Source organism: Streptomyces sp. NPDC057877 (genome assembly GCF_042796855.1).
Classification (GTDB): domain Bacteria; phylum Actinomycetota; class Actinomycetes; order Streptomycetales; family Streptomycetaceae; genus Streptomyces.
In genome coordinates this window covers 1-21,832 of record NZ_JBHVMS010000014.1, presented here as the reverse complement: position 1 = coordinate 21,832, position 21,832 = coordinate 1, and the positions used below count along the sequence as shown (strand labels likewise).

16 protein-coding genes and 1 riboswitch are annotated in these 21,832 nt (G+C 72.7%); of the genes, 8 read left to right on the top strand and 8 right to left on the bottom strand.

Features of this window, described 5'->3' with window-relative positions:
* Positions 1–35 precede the first annotated feature (35 nt).
* Complete coding sequence (locus tag ACFVQG_RS34525; protein WP_383391397.1) at positions 36–311, bottom strand: hypothetical protein; 276 nt, start codon at positions 309–311, stop codon at positions 36–38.
* Positions 298–1,812 carry a PspC domain-containing protein gene (locus ACFVQG_RS34520; protein WP_383391394.1) on the bottom strand — a complete coding sequence of 505 codons (1,515 nt, stop codon included), beginning with the start codon at positions 1,810–1,812 and terminating at the stop codon, positions 298–300. The genes ACFVQG_RS34525 and ACFVQG_RS34520 overlap by 14 nt, the downstream gene beginning before the upstream one ends.
* Before the next feature lie 189 nt (positions 1,813–2,001).
* On the opposite strand from ACFVQG_RS34520, the gene ACFVQG_RS34515 reads away from it, so the two are divergent.
* Both ACFVQG_RS34515 and ACFVQG_RS34510 read left to right on the top strand, forming a co-directional pair.
* A complete protein-coding gene (locus ACFVQG_RS34515) occupies positions 2,002–3,294 on the top strand; it encodes a PspC domain-containing protein (protein ID WP_383391391.1) in 1,293 nt (430 codons plus the stop codon).
* Positions 3,291–4,037 (top strand): LuxR C-terminal-related transcriptional regulator, encoded by a 747-nt coding sequence (locus ACFVQG_RS34510; RefSeq protein ID WP_383391388.1) that lies wholly within the window; start codon positions 3,291–3,293, stop codon positions 4,035–4,037. Before ACFVQG_RS34515 ends, ACFVQG_RS34510 begins: the two co-directional genes overlap by 4 nt.
* Before the next feature lie 28 nt (positions 4,038–4,065).
* Here ACFVQG_RS34510 and ACFVQG_RS34505 read toward each other — a convergent pair whose 3' ends face one another.
* Positions 4,066–5,118 (bottom strand): NlpC/P60 family protein, encoded by a 1,053-nt coding sequence (locus ACFVQG_RS34505; RefSeq protein ID WP_383391385.1) that lies wholly within the window; start codon positions 5,116–5,118, stop codon positions 4,066–4,068.
* Between the two features lie 414 nt (positions 5,119–5,532).
* Between ACFVQG_RS34505 and ACFVQG_RS34500 the strand changes: the two genes are divergently transcribed.
* Entirely contained in the window at positions 5,533–5,886 is a 354-nt protein-coding gene (locus ACFVQG_RS34500; protein WP_383391379.1) for a hypothetical protein, read from the top strand.
* Between the two features lie 56 nt (positions 5,887–5,942).
* Here ACFVQG_RS34500 and ACFVQG_RS34495 read toward each other — a convergent pair whose 3' ends face one another.
* Positions 5,943–7,163: an NlpC/P60 family protein gene (locus ACFVQG_RS34495; protein WP_383391377.1), complete on the bottom strand. Its 1,221-nt coding sequence runs from the start codon at positions 7,161–7,163 to the stop codon at positions 5,943–5,945.
* A gap of 7 nt (positions 7,164–7,170) precedes the next feature.
* Positions 7,171–7,315: riboswitch (cyclic di-AMP (ydaO/yuaA leader) on the bottom strand.
* A 324-nt stretch (positions 7,316–7,639) separates the two neighbouring features.
* Between ACFVQG_RS34495 and pcrA the strand changes: the two genes are divergently transcribed.
* Positions 7,640–10,105: a DNA helicase PcrA gene (pcrA, locus tag ACFVQG_RS34490; RefSeq protein ID WP_383391372.1), complete on the top strand. Its 2,466-nt coding sequence runs from the start codon at positions 7,640–7,642 to the stop codon at positions 10,103–10,105.
* A 119-nt stretch (positions 10,106–10,224) separates the two neighbouring features.
* On the opposite strand, the gene ACFVQG_RS34485 is transcribed toward pcrA, so the two are convergent.
* Positions 10,225–11,709 carry a M23 family metallopeptidase gene (locus tag ACFVQG_RS34485; protein WP_383391369.1) on the bottom strand — a complete coding sequence of 495 codons (1,485 nt, stop codon included), beginning with the start codon at positions 11,707–11,709 and terminating at the stop codon, positions 10,225–10,227.
* Positions 11,710–11,920: 211 nt separating this feature from the next.
* On the bottom strand, positions 11,921–12,835 hold the full coding sequence (locus ACFVQG_RS34480) for an esterase/lipase family protein (RefSeq protein ID WP_383391367.1): 915 nt from the start codon (positions 12,833–12,835) through the stop codon (positions 11,921–11,923).
* Between the two features lie 425 nt (positions 12,836–13,260).
* Here ACFVQG_RS34480 and ACFVQG_RS34475 point away from each other — a divergent pair, with 425 nt between their 5' ends.
* Positions 13,261–13,677: a cobalamin B12-binding domain-containing protein gene (locus ACFVQG_RS34475; RefSeq protein WP_383391365.1), complete on the top strand. Its 417-nt coding sequence runs from the start codon at positions 13,261–13,263 to the stop codon at positions 13,675–13,677.
* A 71-nt stretch (positions 13,678–13,748) separates the two neighbouring features.
* On the opposite strand, the gene ACFVQG_RS34470 is transcribed toward ACFVQG_RS34475, so the two are convergent.
* Both ACFVQG_RS34470 and ACFVQG_RS34465 read right to left on the bottom strand, forming a co-directional pair.
* Positions 13,749–15,374, bottom strand: coding sequence for a DUF5691 domain-containing protein (locus ACFVQG_RS34470; RefSeq protein WP_383391363.1), 1,626 nt, complete (start codon positions 15,372–15,374; stop codon positions 13,749–13,751).
* A gap of 73 nt (positions 15,375–15,447) precedes the next feature.
* Positions 15,448–16,806 (bottom strand): SWIM zinc finger family protein, encoded by a 1,359-nt coding sequence (locus ACFVQG_RS34465; protein ID WP_383391361.1) that lies wholly within the window; start codon positions 16,804–16,806, stop codon positions 15,448–15,450.
* Between the two features lie 132 nt (positions 16,807–16,938).
* Between ACFVQG_RS34465 and ACFVQG_RS34460 the strand changes: the two genes are divergently transcribed.
* Genes ACFVQG_RS34460 through ACFVQG_RS34450 form a run of 3 tightly spaced genes read left to right on the top strand, consistent with a single transcriptional unit; the run spans position 16,939 to position 21,734 of the window.
* Positions 16,939–18,069: an AAA family ATPase gene (locus tag ACFVQG_RS34460; RefSeq protein ID WP_383391358.1), complete on the top strand. Its 1,131-nt coding sequence runs from the start codon at positions 16,939–16,941 to the stop codon at positions 18,067–18,069.
* Positions 18,070–18,090: 21 nt separating this feature from the next.
* On the top strand, positions 18,091–20,574 hold the full coding sequence (locus ACFVQG_RS34455) for a DUF5682 family protein (protein ID WP_383391356.1): 2,484 nt from the start codon (positions 18,091–18,093) through the stop codon (positions 20,572–20,574).
* Positions 20,571–21,734, top strand: a complete 1,164-nt coding sequence (locus ACFVQG_RS34450; RefSeq protein ID WP_383391353.1) for a VWA domain-containing protein — start codon at positions 20,571–20,573, stop codon at positions 21,732–21,734. Before ACFVQG_RS34455 ends, ACFVQG_RS34450 begins: the two co-directional genes overlap by 4 nt.
* The last annotated feature ends 98 nt before the right edge of the window (positions 21,735–21,832 follow it).

Below are 21,832 nucleotides of genomic sequence, written 5' to 3'. Positions count from 1 at the left end.
GGGCGGGATGGTGTGGGGCCGGGTGGTCGGGCCGGTCAGCTCCGGGGGTGCGGCTCGGGTTCCGGTGAGGGCGAGCCAGGGCCCGGTCGGCCGCCCGGTCTGTCCGAGTGGCCCGCCTGTCGGTTTCGGCGTATCCCCCGGCCCACCATCCCCGCGACGCCTGCCAGACAGAGGCCGCCCACCACGACCGGGATCACCACGAACCACGGCGTCTCCCACGCGTCGCCCGCGTCACCGGCGTAGATGACCCCCGCGACGGTGAGGAAGAAGCCCGCGACCAGCCGCCCGGGCTGGAACTCATGACGCAGCACGGCTCACCTCCACCTGTCCCATACCGACCTCGAGATCGAGGTCGATCGTGCCGCCCTCGTCCCCTGCTCCCCTGGGCGGCTTCAGGGTCGTCTCCTGATACCTGCCCGGCTGCACATCCACGTCCTGCCGCTTCTCTCCGGGCAACTGGATGTCACCCACCCCGACCTCGATGGTCACCTTCACGGTCGCGTCCTTCGGCACGATCACCCACAGTCGGCCCAGACCGACCTCGCCGCCGGTGGTCAGCGTCCGGCCCTTGGGCAGGTCGAGGCCGGACAGGTCCAGCGTGCCGACGCCGGTGCCGAGTTCGTACTTCGGCCGTACCTCTGACACCGCGGTGGGCTCCCATGTCGTGCTGATCCACTGCGTGCTGATGTCCTTCGGCAGGGCGGCGGCGACGCCGAGCAGGCCCGCCGTGATGATCGCCAGGAATATGGAGCCCGCTCCCGTGCGCCCCAGGAAGGCGCTGAGGGCCACGCCCAGGCCGAGCACGATCAGCATGCCGGACAGCCCGGTCTGCAGGCTGGTGCCGAGCGGGTGCTCCTCCCATGTCAGAGCGGTGCCGAGGGCGCCCGTGAGCAGGGCGAGCAGGACGATCCAGCCGCCCGTGCCGCGAGGGCCCCGTGGCTTCGGGGGCTGGGGGCGCGGGAAGCCCACGGGAGCCCAGGGGGCGCCGCTGGTGCCGCGGGCGATGTTGACGGCCGCCGCCATGTCGCGGTCCCGGGAGTCCGGCGGTCCCCAGAGATAGCCGGTGCCGCCGACATGGGTGCCGTCCTTGACGATCGGGCCGCGCCACCAGGACGAGTGGGCGGCCGGAACCGGTGGCGCCTGTGGCTCGGGCGGGGCGTCGGCGGCGGCCTGCGCGGCCAGCGGATCGGCGTCCGGGGCGTCGCGGTGCTGTGACCAGTACCCGGCGCCCGCCAGCAGGAGGGAGAGGACGACGGCGAAGGTCAGCACGCCGCCGTTGTGCAGCATCGACAGGAAGACCCCGCAGCCGACCAGCGCGAACAGCACGGCCGCGAGCGCCTGGCCGTCCACACGGCCGGTGAGGAGCTTGCGCACCTCGTTCTCCTCCTCGTCCTCGTACGGGACGAACAGCCAGGCGAAGCCGTAGAAGATGAGGCCGATGCCGCCGGTCGCGGAGAGCACGGCGAGCGTGATCCGGAAGATCACCGGGTCCATGTCGCAGCGCCGCCCGAGCCCCGAGCAGACCCCGGCCAGCATCTTGTGGGGCCGCTCGCGGCGGAACTTGCGGAAGGCGTCGATCATGTCGGCCTCGGCGGCGGTGCCGCGGGGGTCGGGTGCGCCGCCCGGGTCCGATGTGCCGCTTGGGCCGGGCGCGCCACCCGGGCCCGGTGTGCCGCCTGGGCCCGGCGATGTTCGTTCCGTGCGGGCGCGCTCGTGCGCGCGCGGTTCCTCACCCGCGGCGGCCGCGGCTGCCGCGTCGGACGGAGGCCCCGCCTCGGGCACGGCGTCCGCGGCGTGCTGGTGATCAGTCATGAGTCCATGGTGACGGGCGAGCCGCCCCGGCGGCAGTCGGTACGACCCTGGCCGAACCCTGAAATCGCCCCTGAGCCGGTGCGGGGGAAGCGTTCGAGGCCGGGCGGTGCCCACGGCCCCCGAAGATCAGGGGAGTCTCGGGGGCCGACCCTGATGCCCGGGCCTGCCCGCCGTGTGACCATCGTTGGCATGCCGGAAGCCGCAGCAGCGCCAGTCATGTCACCGCGGCCGCCGCGCAAGCTCTACCGCAGCAGCGACGGTCGCTGGCTCGGTGGTGTGGCGCGGGGGCTCGCCGGGCATCTCGGGCTGCCCGTGATCTGGGTGCGTCTGGTCTTCGTCGGCCTGTTCATGGCCGACGGCCTCGGCGCCCTGCTGTACGCCGCGTTCTGGTTCTTCGTCCCGCTGGGCGTCGGCGGCGTCGAGGCCCAGCGGCCCCCGTCCCTGGTCCACACCGAGACCTCACCCGACGGGCGCCGCAGACTCGTCACCCGCAAGCCGGACCGGGGCCAGCTGGTCGCGCTGCTCCTCATGGTCGTCGTGGCCATGATCTTCGTGGGCAATGTGAACCTCGGCACCGGAGCGCAGGCCTATCTCTGGCCCACCGTCCTGGTCGGCGCGGGCGTCGCCCTGGTCTGGCGCCAGGCGGACAACGCCCGCCGGGCCCGCTGGGTCGAGGTCGGCCGCCGCAGGCGCACGCTCACCCTGCTGCGCGCGGTGGCGGGAGTCCTGCTGGTCACGGCCGGTGTCACCGGCATCTTCGTGCTGCAGGGCTCCGCCGCCCACCTCGGCTCGGTCCTCCAGGCCGCCCTCGCCGTCCTCGTCGGGATCACCCTCCTCGCCGGTCCCTATCTCGTCCGGATGACGCAGGACCTCTCCGAGGAGCGCCTGATGCGCATCCGCGCCCAGGAGCGCGCCGAGGTCGCCGCCCATGTCCATGACTCGGTGCTGCACACGCTGACGCTGATACAGCGCAACGCCGACAACCCCGGCGAGGTGCGCCGCCTCGCCCGCGCCCAGGAGCGCGACCTGCGCACCTGGCTGTACAAACCCGAGGGCACCGGCAAGGACGAGGAGGACGAGCCGACCACGCTGGCCGAGGCGGTACGGCGCAACGCCGCCGAGGTGGAGGACAAGCACGGCGTCCCGCTGGAGGTCGTCGTCGTGGGCGACTGCCCCCTCGACGAGAAGATCGCCGCCCAGATGCAGGCCGCGCGCGAAGCAATGGTGAACGCCGCCAAGTACGGTGGCGAGGGCGGCGCCGTCCAGGTCTACGCCGAGGTCGAGGGGAAGACGGTCTTCGTGTCCGTCCGGGACCGCGGCCCCGGCTTCGACCTCGACTCGATACCCGCCGACCGCATGGGCGTCAGAGAATCGATCATCGGCCGCATGGAGCGCAACGGCGGTACTGCGCGGCTGCGCGCGGTGCCGGACGGCGGCACGGAGGTCGAGCTGGAGATGGAGAGGGCGGAGAAGACGTCATGAGCGACCCTTCGGAGACGAACGGCACGGCGGGAGCGGCGGAGACGCCCGAGTCCGCACAGCCCGCGGGCGGCGGTGCCCCCGGGCGCCGGGTGCGGGTGGTGCTCGTCGACGACCACCGGATGTTCCGCACCGGCGTGCAGGCCGAGATCGGCCAGACCGAGCAGACCGGCGTCGAGGTGGTCGGCGAGGCCGCCGACGTCGACCAGGCGGTCACCGTCATCACGGCGACCCGCCCCGAGGTGGTCCTCCTCGACGTACACCTGCCCGGCGGCGGCGGGGTCGAAGTCCTGCGCCGCTGTGCCGCGTTGATGGCGGACACCGAGCAGCCGGTCCGCTTCCTCGCGCTGTCCGTCTCGGACGCCGCGGAGGACGTGATCGGGGTGATCCGGGGCGGCGCCCGCGGCTATGTCACCAAGACGATCACCGGCACCGACCTGGTCGACTCGGTCTTCCGGGTCCAGGAGGGCGACGCGGTGTTCTCCCCGAGGCTCGCCGGTTTCGTCCTGGACGCCTTCGCCTCCACCGACGCCCCGCCGGTCGACGAGGACCTGGACCGCCTCACCCAGCGCGAGCGCGAGGTGCTCCGCCTCATCGCCCGCGGCTACGCCTACAAGGAGATCGCCAAGCAGCTCTACATCTCCGTGAAGACGGTCGAGTCCCATGTCTCGGCGGTCCTGCGCAAGCTCCAGCTGTCGAACCGGCATGAGCTGACGCGGTGGGCGACAGCGCGGCGGCTGGTCTGACGGACGCGTTCGCCCCGAGCGGGACGGCTCACACCACCCGAGTCGCCCCCGCGAACGGCATCTCGCTGATCGGCGCCACCCGCACCGGGGACGACGGGTTCGGGGCGTGGATCATCTGGCCGCCTCCGATGTAGAGGCCGACGTGGCTGATGCCGGAGTAGAAGAAGACGAGGTCGCCGGGGAGGAGTTCGGAGCGGGCGACGCGGCGTCCGGCGTCGATCTGGGCGTAGGTGGTGCGGGGCAGGGAGACACCGGCGGCGCGGTAGGCGGCCTGGGTGAGGCCGGAGCAGTCGAAGGCGTCCGGGCCGGTGGCGCCCCAGACATAGGGGCTGCCGAGGGCCTGGTGGGCGTAGGAGAGGGCGGTGGCGGTGCGGGAGTCGGGGGCGGTGGTGGAGGGCTGGAGGCCGTCCCGGGCGGTGGCGGTGCGGGAGGCGCGGGCGGAGCCGTCGTCGGAGGTGACGCGGGCGCGCTGTTCGGACGTCAGCCGGTCGAGCAGTCGCTGGGCCCTGTCCAGCTTGCCGGTGATCGTCTTCCGGTGCTGTTTCAGCTCGGCCTGGCGGGACTTCAGGGAGGCGAGTTCGACGCGGGCGGCGCCGCGCAGTTGCTCGATCTCGCGCAGTTGCCCGCGGACGCGGGTGACGGCGGTGTCCTGCCGGTGCCCGGCGCGTTCGGCGAGCGCGGCGCCTTCCAGGTAGCGGTCGGGGTCGTCGGAGAGGGCCAACTGGAGCGCGGGGTCGACTCCGCCGGTGCGGTACTGCGCCGCCGCGGCCGAACCGAGCGCCTCGCGCGCCGAGTTGAGCCGCTCCTCCTTGCGGGCCGCCTCGTCGCGCAGCTCCGCCAGCCGGTCCTCGGCGGCGTCGGCCTTCTCCTTGGCGCCGTTGTACTGGTCGGTGGCGGCCTCGGCCTCCTGGTAGAGCCTGTCCACCTTCGCCGTGACCTGCGTCGGGGTGAGGTTCGGCTCGGCGTGTGAGGTGCCGTCGAAGGCCGTCGCGGTGGCCGCGCCCGCCAGGGCGATGGTGGCGGCCGTACGGGCCGTGGTGCCGCCTGCCGGACGTGGTCGGGGCTTGCGGTGCGCTGCCACCAGGGCTGCCCATCCTTTCCTACGGCCGCGAGACGCGGGGGGACGCGTCCGGCGGCGGCCCGCACAGGGGGAGCGGACCGCCGCCGGACCTCCTCGGCGGGGGTGACCGACGGCCGCCCCTGGCCCGGGCGGCGATGGCGAGCCGGTCACCTGGTGGAGGACGCTAAACCCGGGTCCGTCGGGGCGGTGACGGGTTGTGCGGAAGTGACGTGAGCGGACCGCGGGGTGACCGGAGATGACCGCCGTCCCCGGGGCGGGCCGTCGACTTCACGCAGTGCGGTGACCGATGTGGGGATTCCGGGGCCGGGGCGACGGAGCGGCTGCTATGCGCGCATATATGCAAGGGATGCCAGGAGGGCGGACGGGGTGGGGCGGTGTCGGAGGGCGCCCGGGCCGTGGCTAGGCTCCGGCCCCATGGACGTACTCATCCACATCTTCGTCGGCCTGCACATCATCGGTATCGCCGCGCTGCTCGGCGGCTTCCTCACCCAGATGAAGGCGATGGGCCAGGGCACCGCCCGCTTTGTCCCCGCGATGCTGCACGGTGCCCTGACGATGCTGGTCACGGGTGTGGTCCTGGTCGGCCTGAACCAGGCCGACGACCGGACCGTCGACAACATCAAGATCGGTGTGAAGCTGGCCCTGCTGATCGTGATCCTCGGACTCGTCTATGTGAAGCGGGACGACGAGAAGGTGGACAAGGGCCTGTTCGGTCTGGTCGGCCTGCTGACCATGACCAACATCTTCATCGCGGTGCTCTGGACCTGAGAGCCGGGCCCAGGGGTCGCCTCCGTGCGGCAGGGTCCCCTGGGCCGCCCTCCGCGTCAGGCGGGCCGCACCACGCTGTGGATCGACGACTCGCCGTCGTAGTAGATCGACTCCTCGCGCACGTACGTGCCGGGCTTCGGGGCGTGGATCATCATGCCGTTGCCGATGTAGATGCCGACGTGGGTGACGTCGTCGTAGAAGAAGACCAGGTCGCCGGGGAGGGCGCTGGACAGGGGGACCGTCGTGCCCGCGTTGACCTGGTCGTAGGTGGTGCGCGGGAGGGTGACCCCGGCGGCCTTCCAGGCGCCCATGGTCAGGCCGGAGCAGTCGTAGGAGTCGGGGCCGGTGGCGCCCCAGACGTACGGCTTGCCGATCTGGGCGCGGGCGAAGGCGAGCGCCTTCTCGGCCTTGGTGGCGTACGAGGAGTCGGCCGAGGTGTCCGTCGAGCCGCCGGTGTCGGTGGAGCCGGTGGAGCCCGTGGAGCCGGAGGCGTCCGAGCCGTCGGAGGTGCCGGTCTCCTCCTGCTCCCGCGCCGCCGCGGCGGCCTCGTCCGCCAGGCGCTGCTGCTCCTCCGCCTGCTGGCGGGCCAGCTCCGCCGCCTTGCGCTCGGCCTCCTCCTGCTTCTTCTTCTCGATCGCCGCGAGGCGGGCCTTCTCCTCGGCGGTCAGCTCCGACAGCAGGTCGCGCGCGTCGGCGAGCTTCTTCTGGACGGTGGACTTGGCCGTCCGCAGGTCGCTCTGCGACTCGTTGAGCGTCGCGAGGCTCTCGGTGGCCTCCTCCCGCTTCTCCATCGTCGCCGTCTGCTCGGCGAAGTAGTCGTCGACCGCCGACTTCTGGGTGCTGGTGAGCCGCCCCATGAGCTGGGTCTGGTCGAAGTAGTCCTGCGGTGAGTCCGCGAGCAGGAAGGTGGCGGTGTCGGGGGCGGCGGCGCCGGTGCGGTACTGGGCGGCGGCGTAGGAACCCAGTTCCTCGCGCGCGTCGTTGAGCTTCTGGGTGCGCTGGGCCACGTCGTCGAGGAGGGTGTCGACGCGCTTGCGCTGCTTCGCGGTCTTCTCCTTGGCCGCGTTGTACTTCTCGGTCGCCGACTCCGCCTGGCGGTAGAGGTCGTCGACCTTCTTCTCGACCTCCTCGAGGCTCGGCCGGTCGTCGTCCGAGGGGGCGGCGTTGGCCGTCTGCGAGAGCAGGGCGACGGAGGTGAGGGCGGCGGTGGCCAGGGCGGGGGTCCGTATACCGGCCATGCGGCCGCCCGCGGGACGCGACTTGCGGTGCGACGCCAAGGAGGCGACTCCTTCCATGCGCCGCCTACCGGGTTAGCTGTCGGGTTCGGGCGGGTGGTTCGGAAGGGTTGCCCTACGGCCGCTCCCACGAGAGGAGTGGGCCGATTCACCCCGGGGGGTCTGTGGGTCCCCGGCTCCGGCGGGTGCCACTCGGGCACGCCGGACTCGGCGGAGGCCGCGCGGCCCGGCGACGTTCGCCGGTGGGGGTCGTACGGCCCGCTGGGCACCGTAGCCAACTCGTGTGGCGGCTGTGAAGGTTGGTGGGTGATATGCCCGATACATTTTCGTGACCTTATCCGGAGCGTCGCTCACCGTGTCCGGCCTGGAATGGACCGTGACGGAATTCCGGTGAGCGCTCGTCCGTTGCCGATACGGGCGCCAGGGCCCGGCATCACGGAGCGTGGTGGCGGACCGGCGGTCCCGTGATGGGCATCCGGCCTCCGGTTGTCAGTGCGGCACCCTAGACTCGGAGAGCGATGAGCAGCCTCTTTGACGACAGCTTCCTGGCGGACCTCCAGGCCCAGCGCGGCCCCGCGGACGAGCCCCCGCCGCCGCCCGAGGACGATCACGTTCCGGAGCCGATTCCGGACGATCTGTTCGGCGGGAAGTTCGACGCGCCCCCGGACCGGGAGGCCTACTACCGCGACGGCGCCCCGCGCCCCGTCCTGGACTCCGCCGCGCTCCTGGACGGGCTGAACGACAACCAGCGCGCCGCCGTCGTGCACGCCGGTTCCCCCCTGCTCATCGTCGCCGGAGCCGGTTCCGGCAAGACCCGGGTGCTCACCCACCGCATCGCCTATCTGCTCGCCGACCGGGATGTGCACCCCGGGCAGATCCTCGCGATCACCTTCACCAACAAGGCCGCGGGCGAGATGAAGGAGCGCGTCGAGCAGCTCGTCGGCCCGCGCGCGAGCGCGATGTGGGTGATGACGTTCCACAGCGCCTGTGTGCGCATCCTGCGCCGGGAGAGCAAGCGGCTCGGCTTCACCTCGTCCTTCTCGATCTACGACGCCGCCGACTCCAAGCGTCTGATGGCCCTGGTCTGCCGTGACCTGGACCTCGACCCCAAGCGCTTCCCGCCCAAGTCCTTCAGCGCCAAGATCAGCAACCTGAAGAACGAGCTGATCGACGAGGAGGACTTCGCCGCCCAGGCCACCGACGGCTTCGAGAAGACCCTCGCCCAGGCCTACGCCCTGTACCAGTCGCGGCTGCGCGAGGCCAACGCCCTCGACTTCGACGACCTGATCATGACGACGGTCAACCTGCTGCGCGCCTTCCCGGACGTCGCCGAGCACTACCGCCGCCGCTTCCGGCACGTCCTGGTCGACGAGTACCAGGACACCAACCACGCCCAGTACGCCCTGGTGCGCGAGCTGGTCGGCACCTCGGAGCACCCCGTCGACGTGCCGCCCGAGGCCGAGATCCCGCCCGCCGAGCTGTGCGTGGTCGGTGACGCCGACCAGTCGATCTACGCCTTCCGCGGCGCGACCATCCGCAACATCCTCCAGTTCGAGGAGGACTACCCGGACGCGACGACGATTTTGCTGGAGCAGAACTACCGCTCCACCCAGACCATCCTCACCGTCGCCAACGCCGTGATCGAGCGCAACGAGTCCCGCCGCCCCAAGAACCTGTGGACCAACGCGGGCGCGGGAGCGCGCATCACCGGCTATGTCGCCGACACCGAGCACGACGAGGCGCAGTTCGTCGCCGAGGAGATAGACCGCCTCACCGACGCGGGCGAGGCGAAGGCCGGGGACGTCGCCGTCTTCTACCGTACGAACGCCCAGTCCCGTGTCTTCGAAGAGGTCTTCATCCGCGTCGGCCTGCCCTACAAGGTCGTCGGCGGCGTCCGCTTCTACGAGCGCAAGGAGGTCCGGGACGTCCTCGCCTACCTGCGGGTGCTCGCCAACCCCGAGGACTCCGTCCCGCTGCGCCGCATCCTCAACGTCCCCAAGCGCGGCATCGGCGACCGTGCCGAGGCCATGATCGACGCGCTCGCCCAGCGCGAGAAGATCAGCTTCCCGCAGGCGCTGCGCCGCGTCGACGAGGCGTACGGCATGGCCGCCCGGTCGACCAACGCCGTCAAGCGGTTCAACACGCTGATGGAGGACCTCCGTACGATCGTCGAGTCCGGCGCGGGACCCGCGACCATCCTGGAGGCGGTGCTCGAACGCACCGGCTATCTGGCCGAGTTGCAGAACTCCACCGACCCGCAGGACGAGACCCGTATCGAGAACCTCCAGGAACTCGCCGCCGTCGCCATGGAGTTCGAGCAGGAGCGCGCGGAGGGCGAGTCGGGCACGCTGGCCGACTTCCTGGAGCAGGTCGCCCTGGTCGCCGACTCCGACCAGATCCCCGACGAGGAGGACGGCGACGGCGTCATCACCCTGATGACCCTGCACACCGCCAAGGGCCTCGAATTCCCGGTCGTCTTCCTGACCGGCATGGAGGACGGCGTCTTCCCGCACATGCGCGCCCTCGGCCAGACCAAGGAGCTGGAGGAGGAGCGCCGCCTCGCCTACGTCGGCATCACCCGCGCGCGCGAGCGGCTCTACCTCACGCGGTCGGCGATGCGCAGCGCCTGGGGGCAGCCGCAGTACAACCCGCCCTCGCGCTTCCTGGAGGAGATCCCCGGCCACCACGTCGACTGGAAGCGGACCGGCGCCTCCGGGGCCCCGGCGGGTCCGGTCTCGGGCGTGGCCGCCTCCCTGTCGTCGTCGAGGTCGCGTTCCTCGGCGTCGGGGGCGTCCGGGTTCGCCACCGACAGGAAGCCGGTGATCGCACTCGCGGTCGGTGACCGGGTGACCCACGACCAGTTCGGGCTCGGCACGGTGGTCGCGTTGAAGGGCACCGGCGAGAAGGCCGAGGCGTCGATCGACTTCGGCGACGGCAAGGCCAAGCGGCTGCTGCTGCGGTACGCGCCGGTGGAGAAGCTGTAGCGCGAGCCGTCGGGTGAGCCCTCACACCGGGGGCTCACCGAGGGCCGAGGGCTTACCGAGGGCCGGGGGCTCACCGAGCGGAAGCGGAACGTTACGGCGGATGCGTGACGGCGGACGCGCTACGACGGGTCGAGCCCGTGGCTGCGCAGCCAGGCCAGCGGGTCGATCGCCGAACCGCCGCCGGGCCGGACCTCGAAGTGCAGGTGCGGGCCGGTGGAGTTGCCGGAGTTGCCGGAGAACGCGATCGGGTCGCCCGCCTTGACGGTCGTACCGGAGGCGACCTGGTAGCTGGAGAGGTGGCAGTACCACGTCTCCGTGCCGTCCATCGCGGTCACGATCATCATGTTGCCGTAGGCGCTGTTGTACTCGGTGCGCACGGTGCCGTCGGTCGCGGCCATCACGGTCGAGCCGTAGGAGACGGGGAAGTCGATGCCGGTGTGCACGGACATCCAGTTGATGCCCGCCTGGCCGAAGTAGGCGCTCAGCCCGTGGTTCGCGACAGGCAGGGCGAACTTCGGGCGCAGCCGCTCCTTGCGCGCCGCCTCCGCCGCCGCCCGCTTCTGCTCGGCCTCCTGCTGCGCCTTGAGGTCGATGCGCTCCTGGGTGCGGCTGACCCGGTCGCCGAAGTCGTTCGCGTCGGCGGTGAGGGACTCCAGCTGGGTGCCCAGTTTGTCGTTCGCGGTGGTCGGTTTCACCGGCTGCGCGTCCGCGGCGGTCGCGGGCGCCTCCTGGTCGTCCTCGCTGAAACCGCTGACCGAGGCGGCGGCGATTCCCGCCACGCCCATGACACACGCCGAGGGCACGGCGACCGTCAGCAGCGCGGAGCGCTTGGCGGGGGGACGGCGGCGGGAGCGGGAGGCGCGGGCGGCGGCCCGGCCGACGGGGGCCGGTGCGACCTCTTCCTGGTCGTCGAGGAGCGGCTCCACCGGTGTGTCCACGGCGGGCAGTTCACCGGTGCGGCTCAACTCGGTGTCGTCGGGGTCGGTTTCCGGGTGGGCGGCGGGCGCCCCGGTATCAGGGAAGTCCTCGTGGCCCTGCGCCATGTCGTGGGCGGTGCCTTCGGAGTTCCACTGCGTGGCGTCGTAGGCACCGGTGTCGAAGGCCTGGGTGCCCCACTCCCACTGCTGGGTCTGGTCGGCGGCCGGTGCGGCGGACGGGTCGGGCTGGAGCCAGGCGCTCGCGTCCCACTGGCCGCTGGTGTCGTTGCCCGTCGTCTGCTGGGGGATGCCGCCGAGCTGCTGGTGGTCACCCGTCCAGGTGGTGGTGTCGTAGGCGCCGGTGTCGTAGGCGGCCTGGTGCTGGGCCGCGTACGGGTCGTAGTTCAGCGTCTGATGGCTGCCGGTGGCCCACTGGGTGGCGTCGTACGCGCCGGTGGCCTGGCTGTAGTCCGGGAGGGCGCCGAAGAGGGGGTCGGCCGAGAAGGTCGCGGTGGTGTGGCCCGTGGCGCCGTAACCACCGTCAAAACCAGTGGCGTTGTGGTCGCTGTACGTGGTGAAGTCACCGTACTGGGCTTCCTGGCCGCCATAGGACGCGTAGTGCGCGGAGGCGGCGTCGGAAGCCGGAGCCGGGGAGGTCATGATCCCCGACGGGTGACGGTCGTTCACCAACTTCTCTTTCGCCTCGACAACAGGGGCTGCCAGAGCAGTGCGGCGACTGTACCCGGCGGTACGCGGGCACGACAATCTTCAGCAGGTTTCCCGCCAGCAGGAAACGGGCATTCGGCCGTGTTTTGGCGTCCCTGGACGCAGGCTTGGCTTTGTGTTCGAAGGGTGTTCGACTATCGGTCGCCGTCCATGCCGGTCCGGCGACCCGTTTCTACGCCACCGTGAGACCGTCCGTGGCCGCCGCGCCGGTGCCGGAGTCCGCCGGAGTCGCGGGCGCGTCGTCTAGGGCCTGCCGTATGCGGGCCGCCACCGCCGGATGCACGGGCAGGGCGAGATGTCCGATGCCGGTGACCTGCACGTTTACGGCGGGCAGGTCGGGGTGGTCGAGACGGGCCGCCTCCGGGGGGTCCATCAGATGGTCCAGATCGCTCCAGAAGCTGACGAACTGGGTGCGGCACCCCGGCGCGGGGCCGGACAGCTCGTCCATCAGCTGGGAACCGGGGCGCATCTGGCGCACAACGGGGTGTGCGTTCGCCAGTGGTACAACCCGTGTACCCGAGTGCGGCGTGCCGAGCGTGACCAAGGTGCGCACGCGCGTGTCGCCGCCGAGCCGCTGGACGTAGTAGCGCGCGATCAGGCCGCCCAGGCTGTGTCCCACCACGTCGACCCGGTCGCTGCCCGTGCGTCGGCAGATCTCCTCTATGTGCCGTCCGAGCAGCGCGGCGGCGGTGCGGACGTCGCAGGTCAGCGGGGAGTAGTTGAGCGACTCCAGCTGCTGCCTGCCGTGCTGGGCGAGGGAGCGGCGCAGCAGGACGAAGACCGAGCGGTTGTCTATGAAGCCGTGCAGCAGCACGACGGGGGGCCGGGCTTCGGTCGGCAGCTGTTTCGTGTCGCCCGACGGGGACGGCTCGGCGTCCCCGGACCTGCGCTCCTGGACGATGCCGGAGGGGTAGAGGAGGAGGTGGCCCGCGAGGATGGCGATCTCCAGCGCCGTCGCCTTCAGCAGGGCCATGGAGAGTCCGGCCAGTCTCGAGGGCAGCAGCCTGGAGGCGGAGAGCGGCAGCTTGAGGGGGAGCAGGCTGTTGAGGGGGAGCAGACCAAGGGGCGGCAGCCCGGTGACCTTCATGGCCGACCTCCTGTCGGCACGCCGGAGTACGGCTCTGTCCCCCGTGTGCCCTCATGGGAAGCCGCGGGCTCTGCCCGGCCCGTATGACTGTGCCGAAGGCGACTGTGCCGAGGCGCCGCACCACCACGGCGCGCGGCCTGCGGCCCGGTGGTGCGGCGACCTCGTAGCGGCTCCCGTGGCGCGTGTTCCTGCCGTGCGGGCTCGGAACGGTGCGCGGCGAATGTGTCCCACCGTGTGATTTCCCCCTCCCTGCGCACCGTGAAACTGCCGGTTGCGGGATGCTGGGGATAACGTTCGTTCACTTCCCCGCCCGATGGGGTGCGGGGCGTCCGCCGTGAATGAGTGGTACGCGCCACATGTACGGCATGCGCGATGTGTGCGGTACTTGTCGGTACGGAGGATGTAGTCGCTTCATGGAGGCAGTGATGGGTGTGGCAGCCGGTCCGATCCGCGTGGTGGTGGCCAAGCCGGGGCTCGACGGCCACGATCGCGGGGCAAAGGTCATCGCACGGGCGCTGCGGGACGCCGGTATGGAGGTCATCTACACCGGGCTCCACCAGACTCCCGAGCAGATCGTCGACACCGCGATCCAGGAGGACGCCGACGCGATCGGCCTGTCCATCCTCTCCGGTGCGCACAACACGCTCTTCGCGGCCGTGATCGCGCTGCTGAAGGAGCGCGACGCCGAGGACATCCTGGTCTTCGGCGGCGGCATCATCCCCGAGGCGGACATCCCTCCGCTGAAGGAACAGGGCGTCGCCGAGATCTTCACCCCCGGTGCGACCACGGCCTCGATCGTGGACTGGGTCCGGTCGAACGTGCGTCAGCCCGCCGGGGCGTAGCCGCTCCGGTGGCCGGGACGGGTGCGGTGCCCTGCGTCGGCAGGGTGCCGTCCACACCCGGTGACCCGCCGTTACCGCGCTCCCAGTTCCGCCAGCATCGTCCCCCGCAGCCGCAGGGTCGTGACCAGGCGCTGGAACGCTTCCGCCCAGTACCCACCGGCCCCCGGTGACGCGTCCTCCGGTTCCTCCGGGACGGCCAGCAGTCCGTCCAGCCGGGTCGCCTCGGACGGGTCGAGGCAGCGCTCGGCCAGCCCCATCACTCCGCTGAAACTCCATGGGTAACTCCCCGCGTCCCGCGCGATGTTGAGCGCGTCGACCACCGACCGCCCGAGCGGCCCGGACCACGGCACCGCACAGACGCCGAGCAGTTGGAACGCCTCCGACAGTCCGTGCGTCGCGATGAAACCGGCCACCCAGTCGGCCCGTTCCCCGGCGCCGAGCGTGCCGAGCAGCTTCGCCCGCTCGGCCAGCGACACCGCCCCGGGCCCGCCCGCCTCCGGCGCCGCGGGTGTGCCGAGCAGCGCCCGCGACCACTCGGCGTTCCGCTGCCGCACGGCGGCCCGGCACCACGCCGCGTGCAGTTCGCCCCGCCAGTCGTCCGCGACCGGCAGCGCCACGATCTCCTCGGGCGTACGTCCGCCCAGCCGCCCCGGCCAGCTGCCGAGCGGGGCCGCCTCCACCAACTGTCCAAGCCACCAGGACCGTTCCCCCCGTCCCGACGGAGCTTTGGCCACTACACCGTCCCGCTCCATGCTCGCGTCGCACTCGTGCGGCGCCTCAACGGCTATGACCGGGGCGTCGCCCGTGTGATCGATGGCCACACACGCCCCCGCCCGGACCGCCATCCGCGCGGCCAGCGCCGAACCGGGCAGCGCGGACAGCAACTCGGCCGCCGTGGCGCGGACGTTCCGGCTGCGGTCGGCGAGCGCCTGCTCCAGGAACGGCTCGTCGTCGGGGCCGAGGCCGGTGCGCAGCGAGTCGAGGAACATCAGCCGGTCCTCGGCCCGCTCCGTCGACCAGGTCGACGTCAGCAGCTCGCGCGCGGCGGCGGGTTCACGGGCGCGGAGCGCGGCGAGCAGCGCGACCCGCTCGGCGAACAGGCCCTCCTGCCACACCTGTTCCACCTGACCGGTGTCCTCCAGATGCGGCAGCGTCGCGCCCCCGCCGGGGGCCGAGCGCAGCGCGAACCGCCAGTCCGGGTTGAACCGGGCCAGCCACAGGGCGCGCGGCCCCGCGAACGTCAGCGCCGCGGGCCGCAGGTCCGTACGGCCCCGGGCCGCGTCCAGCAGGGCGGGCAGCGACTGCGGCGGGGCCGCGAAACCACGGGCGTTGGCCGCCGCCAGCCACTGCGGCAGCAGCTCCATCAAGTCCGGCGCGGTGCCCCGACGGCCGCCGCCGCCCGCGCCGGGGCGGTCGGTGAGCAGCATCGCGAGCCTGCGGGCCGCGGCGTCGGGCAGCGGGCTTCTGGAATCCTCCGGCGCCGGTTCCGGACGCCGCGCCGCCCGCGCGGGCCGCAGCCCGGCCCGCCGCCGTACGGTCTCCACGGCCGCCGCGTCCAGCAGGGCCAGCGGTGCCTCCCGGCCCGGCGGGGCGCCGGGCGGGGTGCGCCGGTCGGTGCCGAGCAGCGCGGTGGTGACGAGTTCCTCCCAGGCGGTGCCCGGGGCGGGCGTGTCCGTGGGAGCGGAGGTGCTGGTCACGGGGTTCCTTTCCGTCCGGTTCGGCTGTCGGTGCGGTGACGCTGGGCGTCGGGTGTCCTGGGCGGCGGGCCGGTCAGCACAGCGGGACCGCCGCGCCCGCGTCCTGGGGCCAGGCCGCCAGAGGGGTGAAGCCCTGGTGGCCGCACTCGCCGAAGACCTTGACCGGGGCGCCCCCGGAGAGGGCGACGAGCCGCCACAGGCCGGGGCGGGAACGCGCCGAAGGGGTCAGCGGCAGCGCCGCGTCCGCGTCGGCGTCCGCGAGCTGCCAGGACTCGCCGTCCGGCGTCGGTATGACCCGGTCCAGCGTCACCGGCACGGAGTCCAGCCAGGGGTCGGCGCGCAGCGCCTCGCCGTAACGGGCCGCCGCCTCGGCCGTCGACACCCCGGGGGGCCGTATCGGCACCGGCGCGGGCGGGCTGAACTGCTCACCCAGGGCCGCCCGGACCTGCCCGGCGCCCGGATAGGAGGACACCTCCGCGTCCAGCGCCAGCCCCACCGGCAGCGCCAGCTCCGGGGCGCGGCCCGCCGCGCCGTAGGAGAGGAGCAGCGCCGTACGGCCGGAGTCGGCGCCGTGCAGCCAGATACGGCGGGTGGTCAGCTTGCTGTCGGCGGTGTCGTACTGGGCGAGGACCAGCCAGCGGTCACGCAGCGGCGGTCCGTCCGCCGAGGCGGGCAGGCCGACCCGGGAGCGGACCGTCGCCGCCAGCTCCTCCGGCAGCCCCTCCCTCCGCAGCCAGCCCTGGTCGAGGAGGTGGAGCAGCGCGCACTCCTCCAGCAGCCGCACCGGCCAGCCCGGCCCGGACCCGGGTATCGCCCCCAACTCCCGCACCCGCGCCGCCAGTCCGGACGCCTGGGCGTCGACCATGCGGGCCGCGGTCTCCTCCCACAGCCCGTATCCCGCCTGCTCCGCCGCGGCCAGACCGCCGCGCAGCAGATCGGCAAGGCGCTGCTCCAGCTCCGTGGCGCCCGCGGTGACCCGCGCCGCCCGGCGCTCGGCCCGGCGCCGCGCCGCCTCCGGATCACCCGGCCCCGACCCGGAACCCCCGGCGTCCGCGGTCCGCTTGTCCTCCGCCCGCTTCCTTCTCCCCGCTATCCACTGCTCGGCCCAGTCCGGCGGCTGCTGCGCACCCGGCACCGCGACCTCGCCACCGGCCCAGAGCAGCAGCAGCCCGAGCGCGTGCTTGCACGGGAACTTCCGGCTCGGACAACTGCACTTGTACGCGGGGCCGGACGCGTCCGCGATGTCGACGATCGTCTGATACGGCTTGCTGCCGCTGCCCTTGCACTGTCCCCATACCGTCCCCTCGTCGGAACTCCCCGCCTCGGACCACGGCCCGGCCGCTCCGAGTTTGCTGCCCGCCTTGCGTGACGCGGTGTCAGGCGCCAGCGCCAGCACCTGGTCCGCAATCCAGCGCACCCCCTGCTGAGTCATGCCATCGAAGGTAGATCCCCCCACTGACAATCGACCCTGCCAGCGCATCGCCGCAGGTCAGAGCGATTGTCAGTGGGATGGTGCACGGTGGACACCAGATCCGAACCGGCCGAGCTGGAGGGGGCCTCAGCCATGTCTGTGTCCGTTGAACCGACGTCCGTACAAGCGCGGGAAAGTGAGCGGGCCGAAGCGTTGCGGCCGCACGCCGAGGACGCCTTCGCGGCCGAACTCGCCGCGCTGGCCTCGCAGGACGACCGTCCGCGCCCGGCCCGCTGGAAGATGTCGCCGTGGGCCGTGGCGACGTATCTGCTCGGCGGCACCCTGCCGGACGGCACGGTGATCACACCGAAGTACGTGGGCCCGCGCCGTATCGTCGAGGTCGCCGTCACCACGCTCGCCACCGACCGCGCCCTGCTGCTGCTCGGCGTCCCCGGCACCGCCAAGACCTGGGTGTCGGAGCATCTGGCCGCCGCCGTCAGCGGGGACTCGACCCTGCTGGTGCAGGGCACGGCGGGCACACCGGAGGAGGCGATCCGGTACGGCTGGAACTACGCGCAACTGCTCGCCCACGGCCCGAGCCGCGACGCCCTCGTGCCCAGCCCCGTGATGCGGGCGATGGCCGAGGGGATGACGGCCCGGGTCGAGGAGCTGACCCGGATCCCGGCCGATGTGCAGGACACGCTGATCACGATCCTGTCGGAGAAGACCCTGCCGATACCGGAACTGGGCCAGGAGGTGCAGGCGGTCCGCGGCTTCAACCTGATCGCCACCGCCAACGACCGCGACCGCGGTGTCAACGACCTGTCCAGCGCGCTGCGCCGCCGCTTCAACACGGTGGTGCTGCCGCTGCCGGAGAGCGTGGAGGCGGAGGTCGACATCGTCTCGCGGCGCGTCGACCAGATCGGCCGCTCCCTCGACCTGCCCGCCGTGCCCGAGGGCGTCGACGAGATCCGCCGGGTCGTCACCGTCTTCCGCGAGCTGCGCGACGGTGTCACCTCCGACGGGCGTACGAAGGTGAAGTCGCCCAGCGGCACGCTGTCCACCGCCGAGGCCATCTCCGTCGTCACCAACGGCCTCGCGCTGGCCGCCCACTTCGGTGACGGCGTGCTGCGGCCCGGCGATGTCGCCGCGGGCATCCTCGGGGCCGTCGTCCGTGACCCGGCGGCGGACCGCGTCGTCTGGCAGGAGTACCTGGAGGCGGTCGTCCGTGAGCGCGACGGCTGGAAGGACTTCTACCGGGCCTGCCGGGAGGTGAGCGCATGACCCGCGCGCTGTGCACGGCACATGAAGGGGACGACCTGGGCTGGCCCAAGCCCAAACCCAAAGGGGGACGGTGTGAGCGGAGCTGAGGAGAGCGCGGGCGGCGGCACCGCGGCGCGACCGCTGCTGCTCGGCGTACGGCACCACGGGCCCGGTTCGGCGCGGGCGGTGCGGGCCGCGCTGGCGGCGGCGCGGCCCCGGGTCGTGCTGATCGAGGGCCCGCCCGAGGCCGACGCGCTGATCCCGCTGGCCGCCGACGAGGAGATGCGGCCCCCGGTCGCCCTCCTCGCCCACGCCGTCGACGAGCCCGGCCGCTCGGCGTTCTGGCCGCTGGCCGAGTTCTCCCCGGAGTGGGTCGCCATCCGCTGGGCCCTGGAGCACGGCGTGCCCGCCCGGTTCATCGACCTTCCGGCGGCCCATTCGCTGGCGTGGGGGAGAGGAGACATGCCCGACGCGCCCGACGCGCCCGACGCGCCCGAGGAGCGGACGGGCGGCGACGCGGGCGACGCGGATGAGGCCGACGCCCAGGACGCGGGAGGAGCCGACGTCCGCGTGGACCCGCTCGCCGTGCTCGCCGAGACAGCCGGGTACGACGACCCCGAGCGCTGGTGGGAGGACGTCGTCGAGCACCGGGGCCTGGGCGCGGGGGACGCGTACGCGCCGTTCACCGTGCTGGAGGAGGCGATGGGGGCGCTGCGGGAGGCGTACGGCAGCGGGGGTGACGACCGTGACCTGGTGCGCGAGGCCCATATGCGTCTCCAGATGCGGGCGGCGCAGCGCGAGTTCGGCGAGGACGTGGCCGTGGTGTGCGGGGCCTGGCACGTGCCCGCGCTGCGCCGGAAGACCACCGTCGCCGCCGACCGGGCGCTGCTGAAGGGGCTGCCCAAGGTCAAGACGGACATGACCTGGGTGCCGTGGACGCACCGCAGGCTGGCGCGGGCCAGCGGGTACGGCGCGGGCATCGACTCGCCGGGCTGGTACGGACATCTGTTCGGCGCGCCGGACCGGCCGGTGGAACGGTGGCTGACCAAGGTGGCGGGGCTCCTGCGGGAGGAGGACCGGATCGTGTCCTCGGCGCATGTCATCGAGGCGGTGCGGCTGGCCGAGACGCTCGCCGCGATGCGCGGGCGCCCGCTGCCCGGCCTGAGCGAGATGACGGACGCCGTGCGCGCGGTGATGTGCGAGGGCTCGGACGTGCCGCTGGGGCTCGTGCACGACCGGCTGGTCGTCGGGGACGTGCTGGGGGAGGTGCCGCCGTCGGCGCCCGCGGTGCCGCTGCAGCGGGACCTGACCCGGTCGCAGCGCAGGCTGCGGCTCAAGCCGGAGGCGCTGGAGCGGGAACTCGAGCTGGACCTGCGCAAGGAGACCGACGGCGAGCGCAGCAGACTGCTCCACCGGCTGCGGCTGCTGGGCATCGGGTGGGGTGAACCGGCGTCCTCGCGCGGCAGCACGGGCACGTTCCGGGAGACCTGGCGGCTGCGCTGGGAGCCCGAGCTGTCCGTGCGGGTCGCGGAGGCGGGGGTGTGGGGGACGACCGTGCTCACCGCCGCGACCGCCAAGGCGGAGGCCGACGCCACCGCCGCGCAGCACCTCGCCGACGTCACCGCGCTCGCCGAGCGCTGTCTGCTGGCCGACCTGGCGCAGGCGCTGCCCGCGGTGATGCGGATCCTCGCCGACCGTGCCGCCCTGGACGCGGACGTGGGCCATCTCGCCCAGGCGCTGCCCGCGCTGGTGCGTTCCCTGCGGTACGGCGATGTGCGGGGCACGGACCTCGGTGCGCTCGCCGAGGTCGCCGCCGGTCTCGCCGAGCGGGTCTTCGTCGGGCTGCCCCCGGCCTGCGCCGCCCTCGACGCGGACGCCGCCGAGGAGATGCGGCGCCATGTGGACGCGGTGCACGGGGCGGTGGGGCTGCTCGGGGAGGCGGCGCAGACCTCCGCGCCGCGCCACGCCGGACTGCGCGGACGGTGGCACGGGGTGCTGCGGGTGCTGTCCGCGCGGGACACCGTGCCGGGGGTGATCCGGGGGCGGGCCGTACGGCTGCTGCTGGACGACGGCGAGCTGGAGCAGGGCGACGCGGCGCGGCTGATGGGCCTCGCGCTGTCCCCGGGGACACCGCCGCCGGACGCCGCCGCGTGGATCGAGGGGTTCGTCGGCGGAGGCGGCGGCGGGATGCTGCTCGTGCACGACGAGCGGCTGCTCGGGCTGGTCGACGGCTGGCTGACGAGCGTGTCGGCCGAGGCGTTCACGGACGTGCTGCCCCTGCTGCGGCGCACGTTCTCGGCGTACGAACCGGGCGTGCGCAGAACGCTCGGCGAGCTGGTGCGGCGCGCGCCCGGGCATCGGCAGCGCGCGGTGGCCAGGACCGCCGGGACACCCGGCTTCGGCGCGGAGCTGGACGCCGCGCGGGCGGACGCCGTGCTGCCCGTGGTGCGGCTGCTGCTGGGGCTGGACGAGGCCACCGGGCCGACGGGACGTACGGACGACGGGCTTGTGGAGGTGGGGGCATGACGGCCGAGGTGGTGGACGCCGGGCGGGAGCGGCTCAGGCGGTGGCGGATGGTGCTCGGGGGCGACACCGCGGACGGGATCGGATGCGGGCTGACCGGGACGGACGCCGCGATGGACGGCGCGCTCAGCGCGTTGTACGGGAAGGGCGACAAACCCCAGTCGGGCAAGGACCGTTCGGCGGGGCTCGGGGCGTCGGCACCGTCCGTGGCGCGCTGGCTCGGGGACATCCGCACCTACTTCCCGTCGTCCGTCGTCCAGGTCATGCAGCGGGACGCGATCGACCGGCTCGGGCTGTCCACGCTGCTCCTCGAGCCGGAGATGCTGGAGGCGGTGGAGGCCGACGTGCACCTCGTCGGGACGCTGCTCTCCCTCAACAAGGCGATGCCGGAGACGACCAAGGAGACGGCACGCGCCGTCGTGCGCAAGGTCGTCGAGGACCTGGAGAAGCGGCTCGCCACCCGCACCCGGGCGACCCTCACCGGCGCCCTGGACCGCAGCGCCCGCATCAACCGGCCCCGCCACCACGACATCGACTGGAACCGTACGATCGCGGCCAACCTCAAGCACTATCTGCCCGAGTACCGCACGATCGTGCCGGAGCGGCTCATCGGATACGGCCGTGCCTCCCAGTCCGTGAAGAAGGAAGTCATCCTCTGCATCGACCAGTCGGGGTCGATGGCGGCGTCCGTGGTGTACGCGTCGGTGTTCGGGGCGGTGCTGGCGTCGATGCGGTCGATCAGCACCCGGCTGGTCGTCTTCGACACGGCGGTGGTCGACCTCACCGACCAGCTCGACGACCCGGTGGACGTCCTCTTCGGCACCCAGCTCGGCGGCGGTACGGACATCAACCGGGCGCTGGCGTACTGCCAGTCGCAGATCACCCGGCCCGCCGAGACGGTCGTCGTGCTGATCAGCGACCTCTACGAAGGGGGCATCCGCAACGAGATGCTGAAGCGGGTCGCGGCGATGAAGGCGTCCGGGGTGCAGTTCGTGACGCTGCTCGCGTTGTCGGACGAGGGGGCACCGGCGTACGACCGGGAGCACGCCGCCGCGCTCGCGGGGCTCGGCGCACCGGCCTTCGCCTGTACGCCCGATCTGTTCCCGGAGGTGATGGCGGCGGCCATCGAGAAGCGTCCGCTTCCGATACCGGACGTGGCCTAGGCCCAATGCCGTTGTTTTAGCCTGCGGGCGTACGCTGCTGCGTAGTGCTTCCCGGGGGTGGTGCGGGTGTCTGCGGATATCGGCGAGTTATCGGGGCT

What these genes read in the sequence shown, in the direction of transcription:
- ACFVQG_RS34520 (WP_383391394.1), bottom strand. Translation starts at nt 1,812, where the DNA reads ATGACTGATCACCAGCACGCCGCGGACGCCGTGCCCGAGGCGGGGCCT.
- ACFVQG_RS34515 (WP_383391391.1), top strand. Translation starts at nt 2,002, where the DNA reads ATGCCGGAAGCCGCAGCAGCGCCAGTCATGTCACCGCGGCCGCCGCGC.
- ACFVQG_RS34510 (WP_383391388.1), top strand. Translation starts at nt 3,291, where the DNA reads ATGAGCGACCCTTCGGAGACGAACGGCACGGCGGGAGCGGCGGAGACG.
- ACFVQG_RS34500 (WP_383391379.1), top strand. Translation starts at nt 5,533, where the DNA reads ATGGACGTACTCATCCACATCTTCGTCGGCCTGCACATCATCGGTATC.
- pcrA (WP_383391372.1), top strand. Translation starts at nt 7,640, where the DNA reads ATGAGCAGCCTCTTTGACGACAGCTTCCTGGCGGACCTCCAGGCCCAG.
- ACFVQG_RS34480 (WP_383391367.1), bottom strand. Translation starts at nt 12,835, where the DNA reads ATGAAGGTCACCGGGCTGCCGCCCCTTGGTCTGCTCCCCCTCAACAGC.
- ACFVQG_RS34475 (WP_383391365.1), top strand. Translation starts at nt 13,261, where the DNA reads ATGGGTGTGGCAGCCGGTCCGATCCGCGTGGTGGTGGCCAAGCCGGGG.
- ACFVQG_RS34465 (WP_383391361.1), bottom strand. Translation starts at nt 16,806, where the DNA reads ATGACTCAGCAGGGGGTGCGCTGGATTGCGGACCAGGTGCTGGCGCTG.
- ACFVQG_RS34460 (WP_383391358.1), top strand. Translation starts at nt 16,939, where the DNA reads ATGTCTGTGTCCGTTGAACCGACGTCCGTACAAGCGCGGGAAAGTGAG.
- ACFVQG_RS34455 (WP_383391356.1), top strand. Translation starts at nt 18,091, where the DNA reads ATGAAGGGGACGACCTGGGCTGGCCCAAGCCCAAACCCAAAGGGGGAC.
- ACFVQG_RS34450 (WP_383391353.1), top strand. Translation starts at nt 20,571, where the DNA reads ATGACGGCCGAGGTGGTGGACGCCGGGCGGGAGCGGCTCAGGCGGTGG.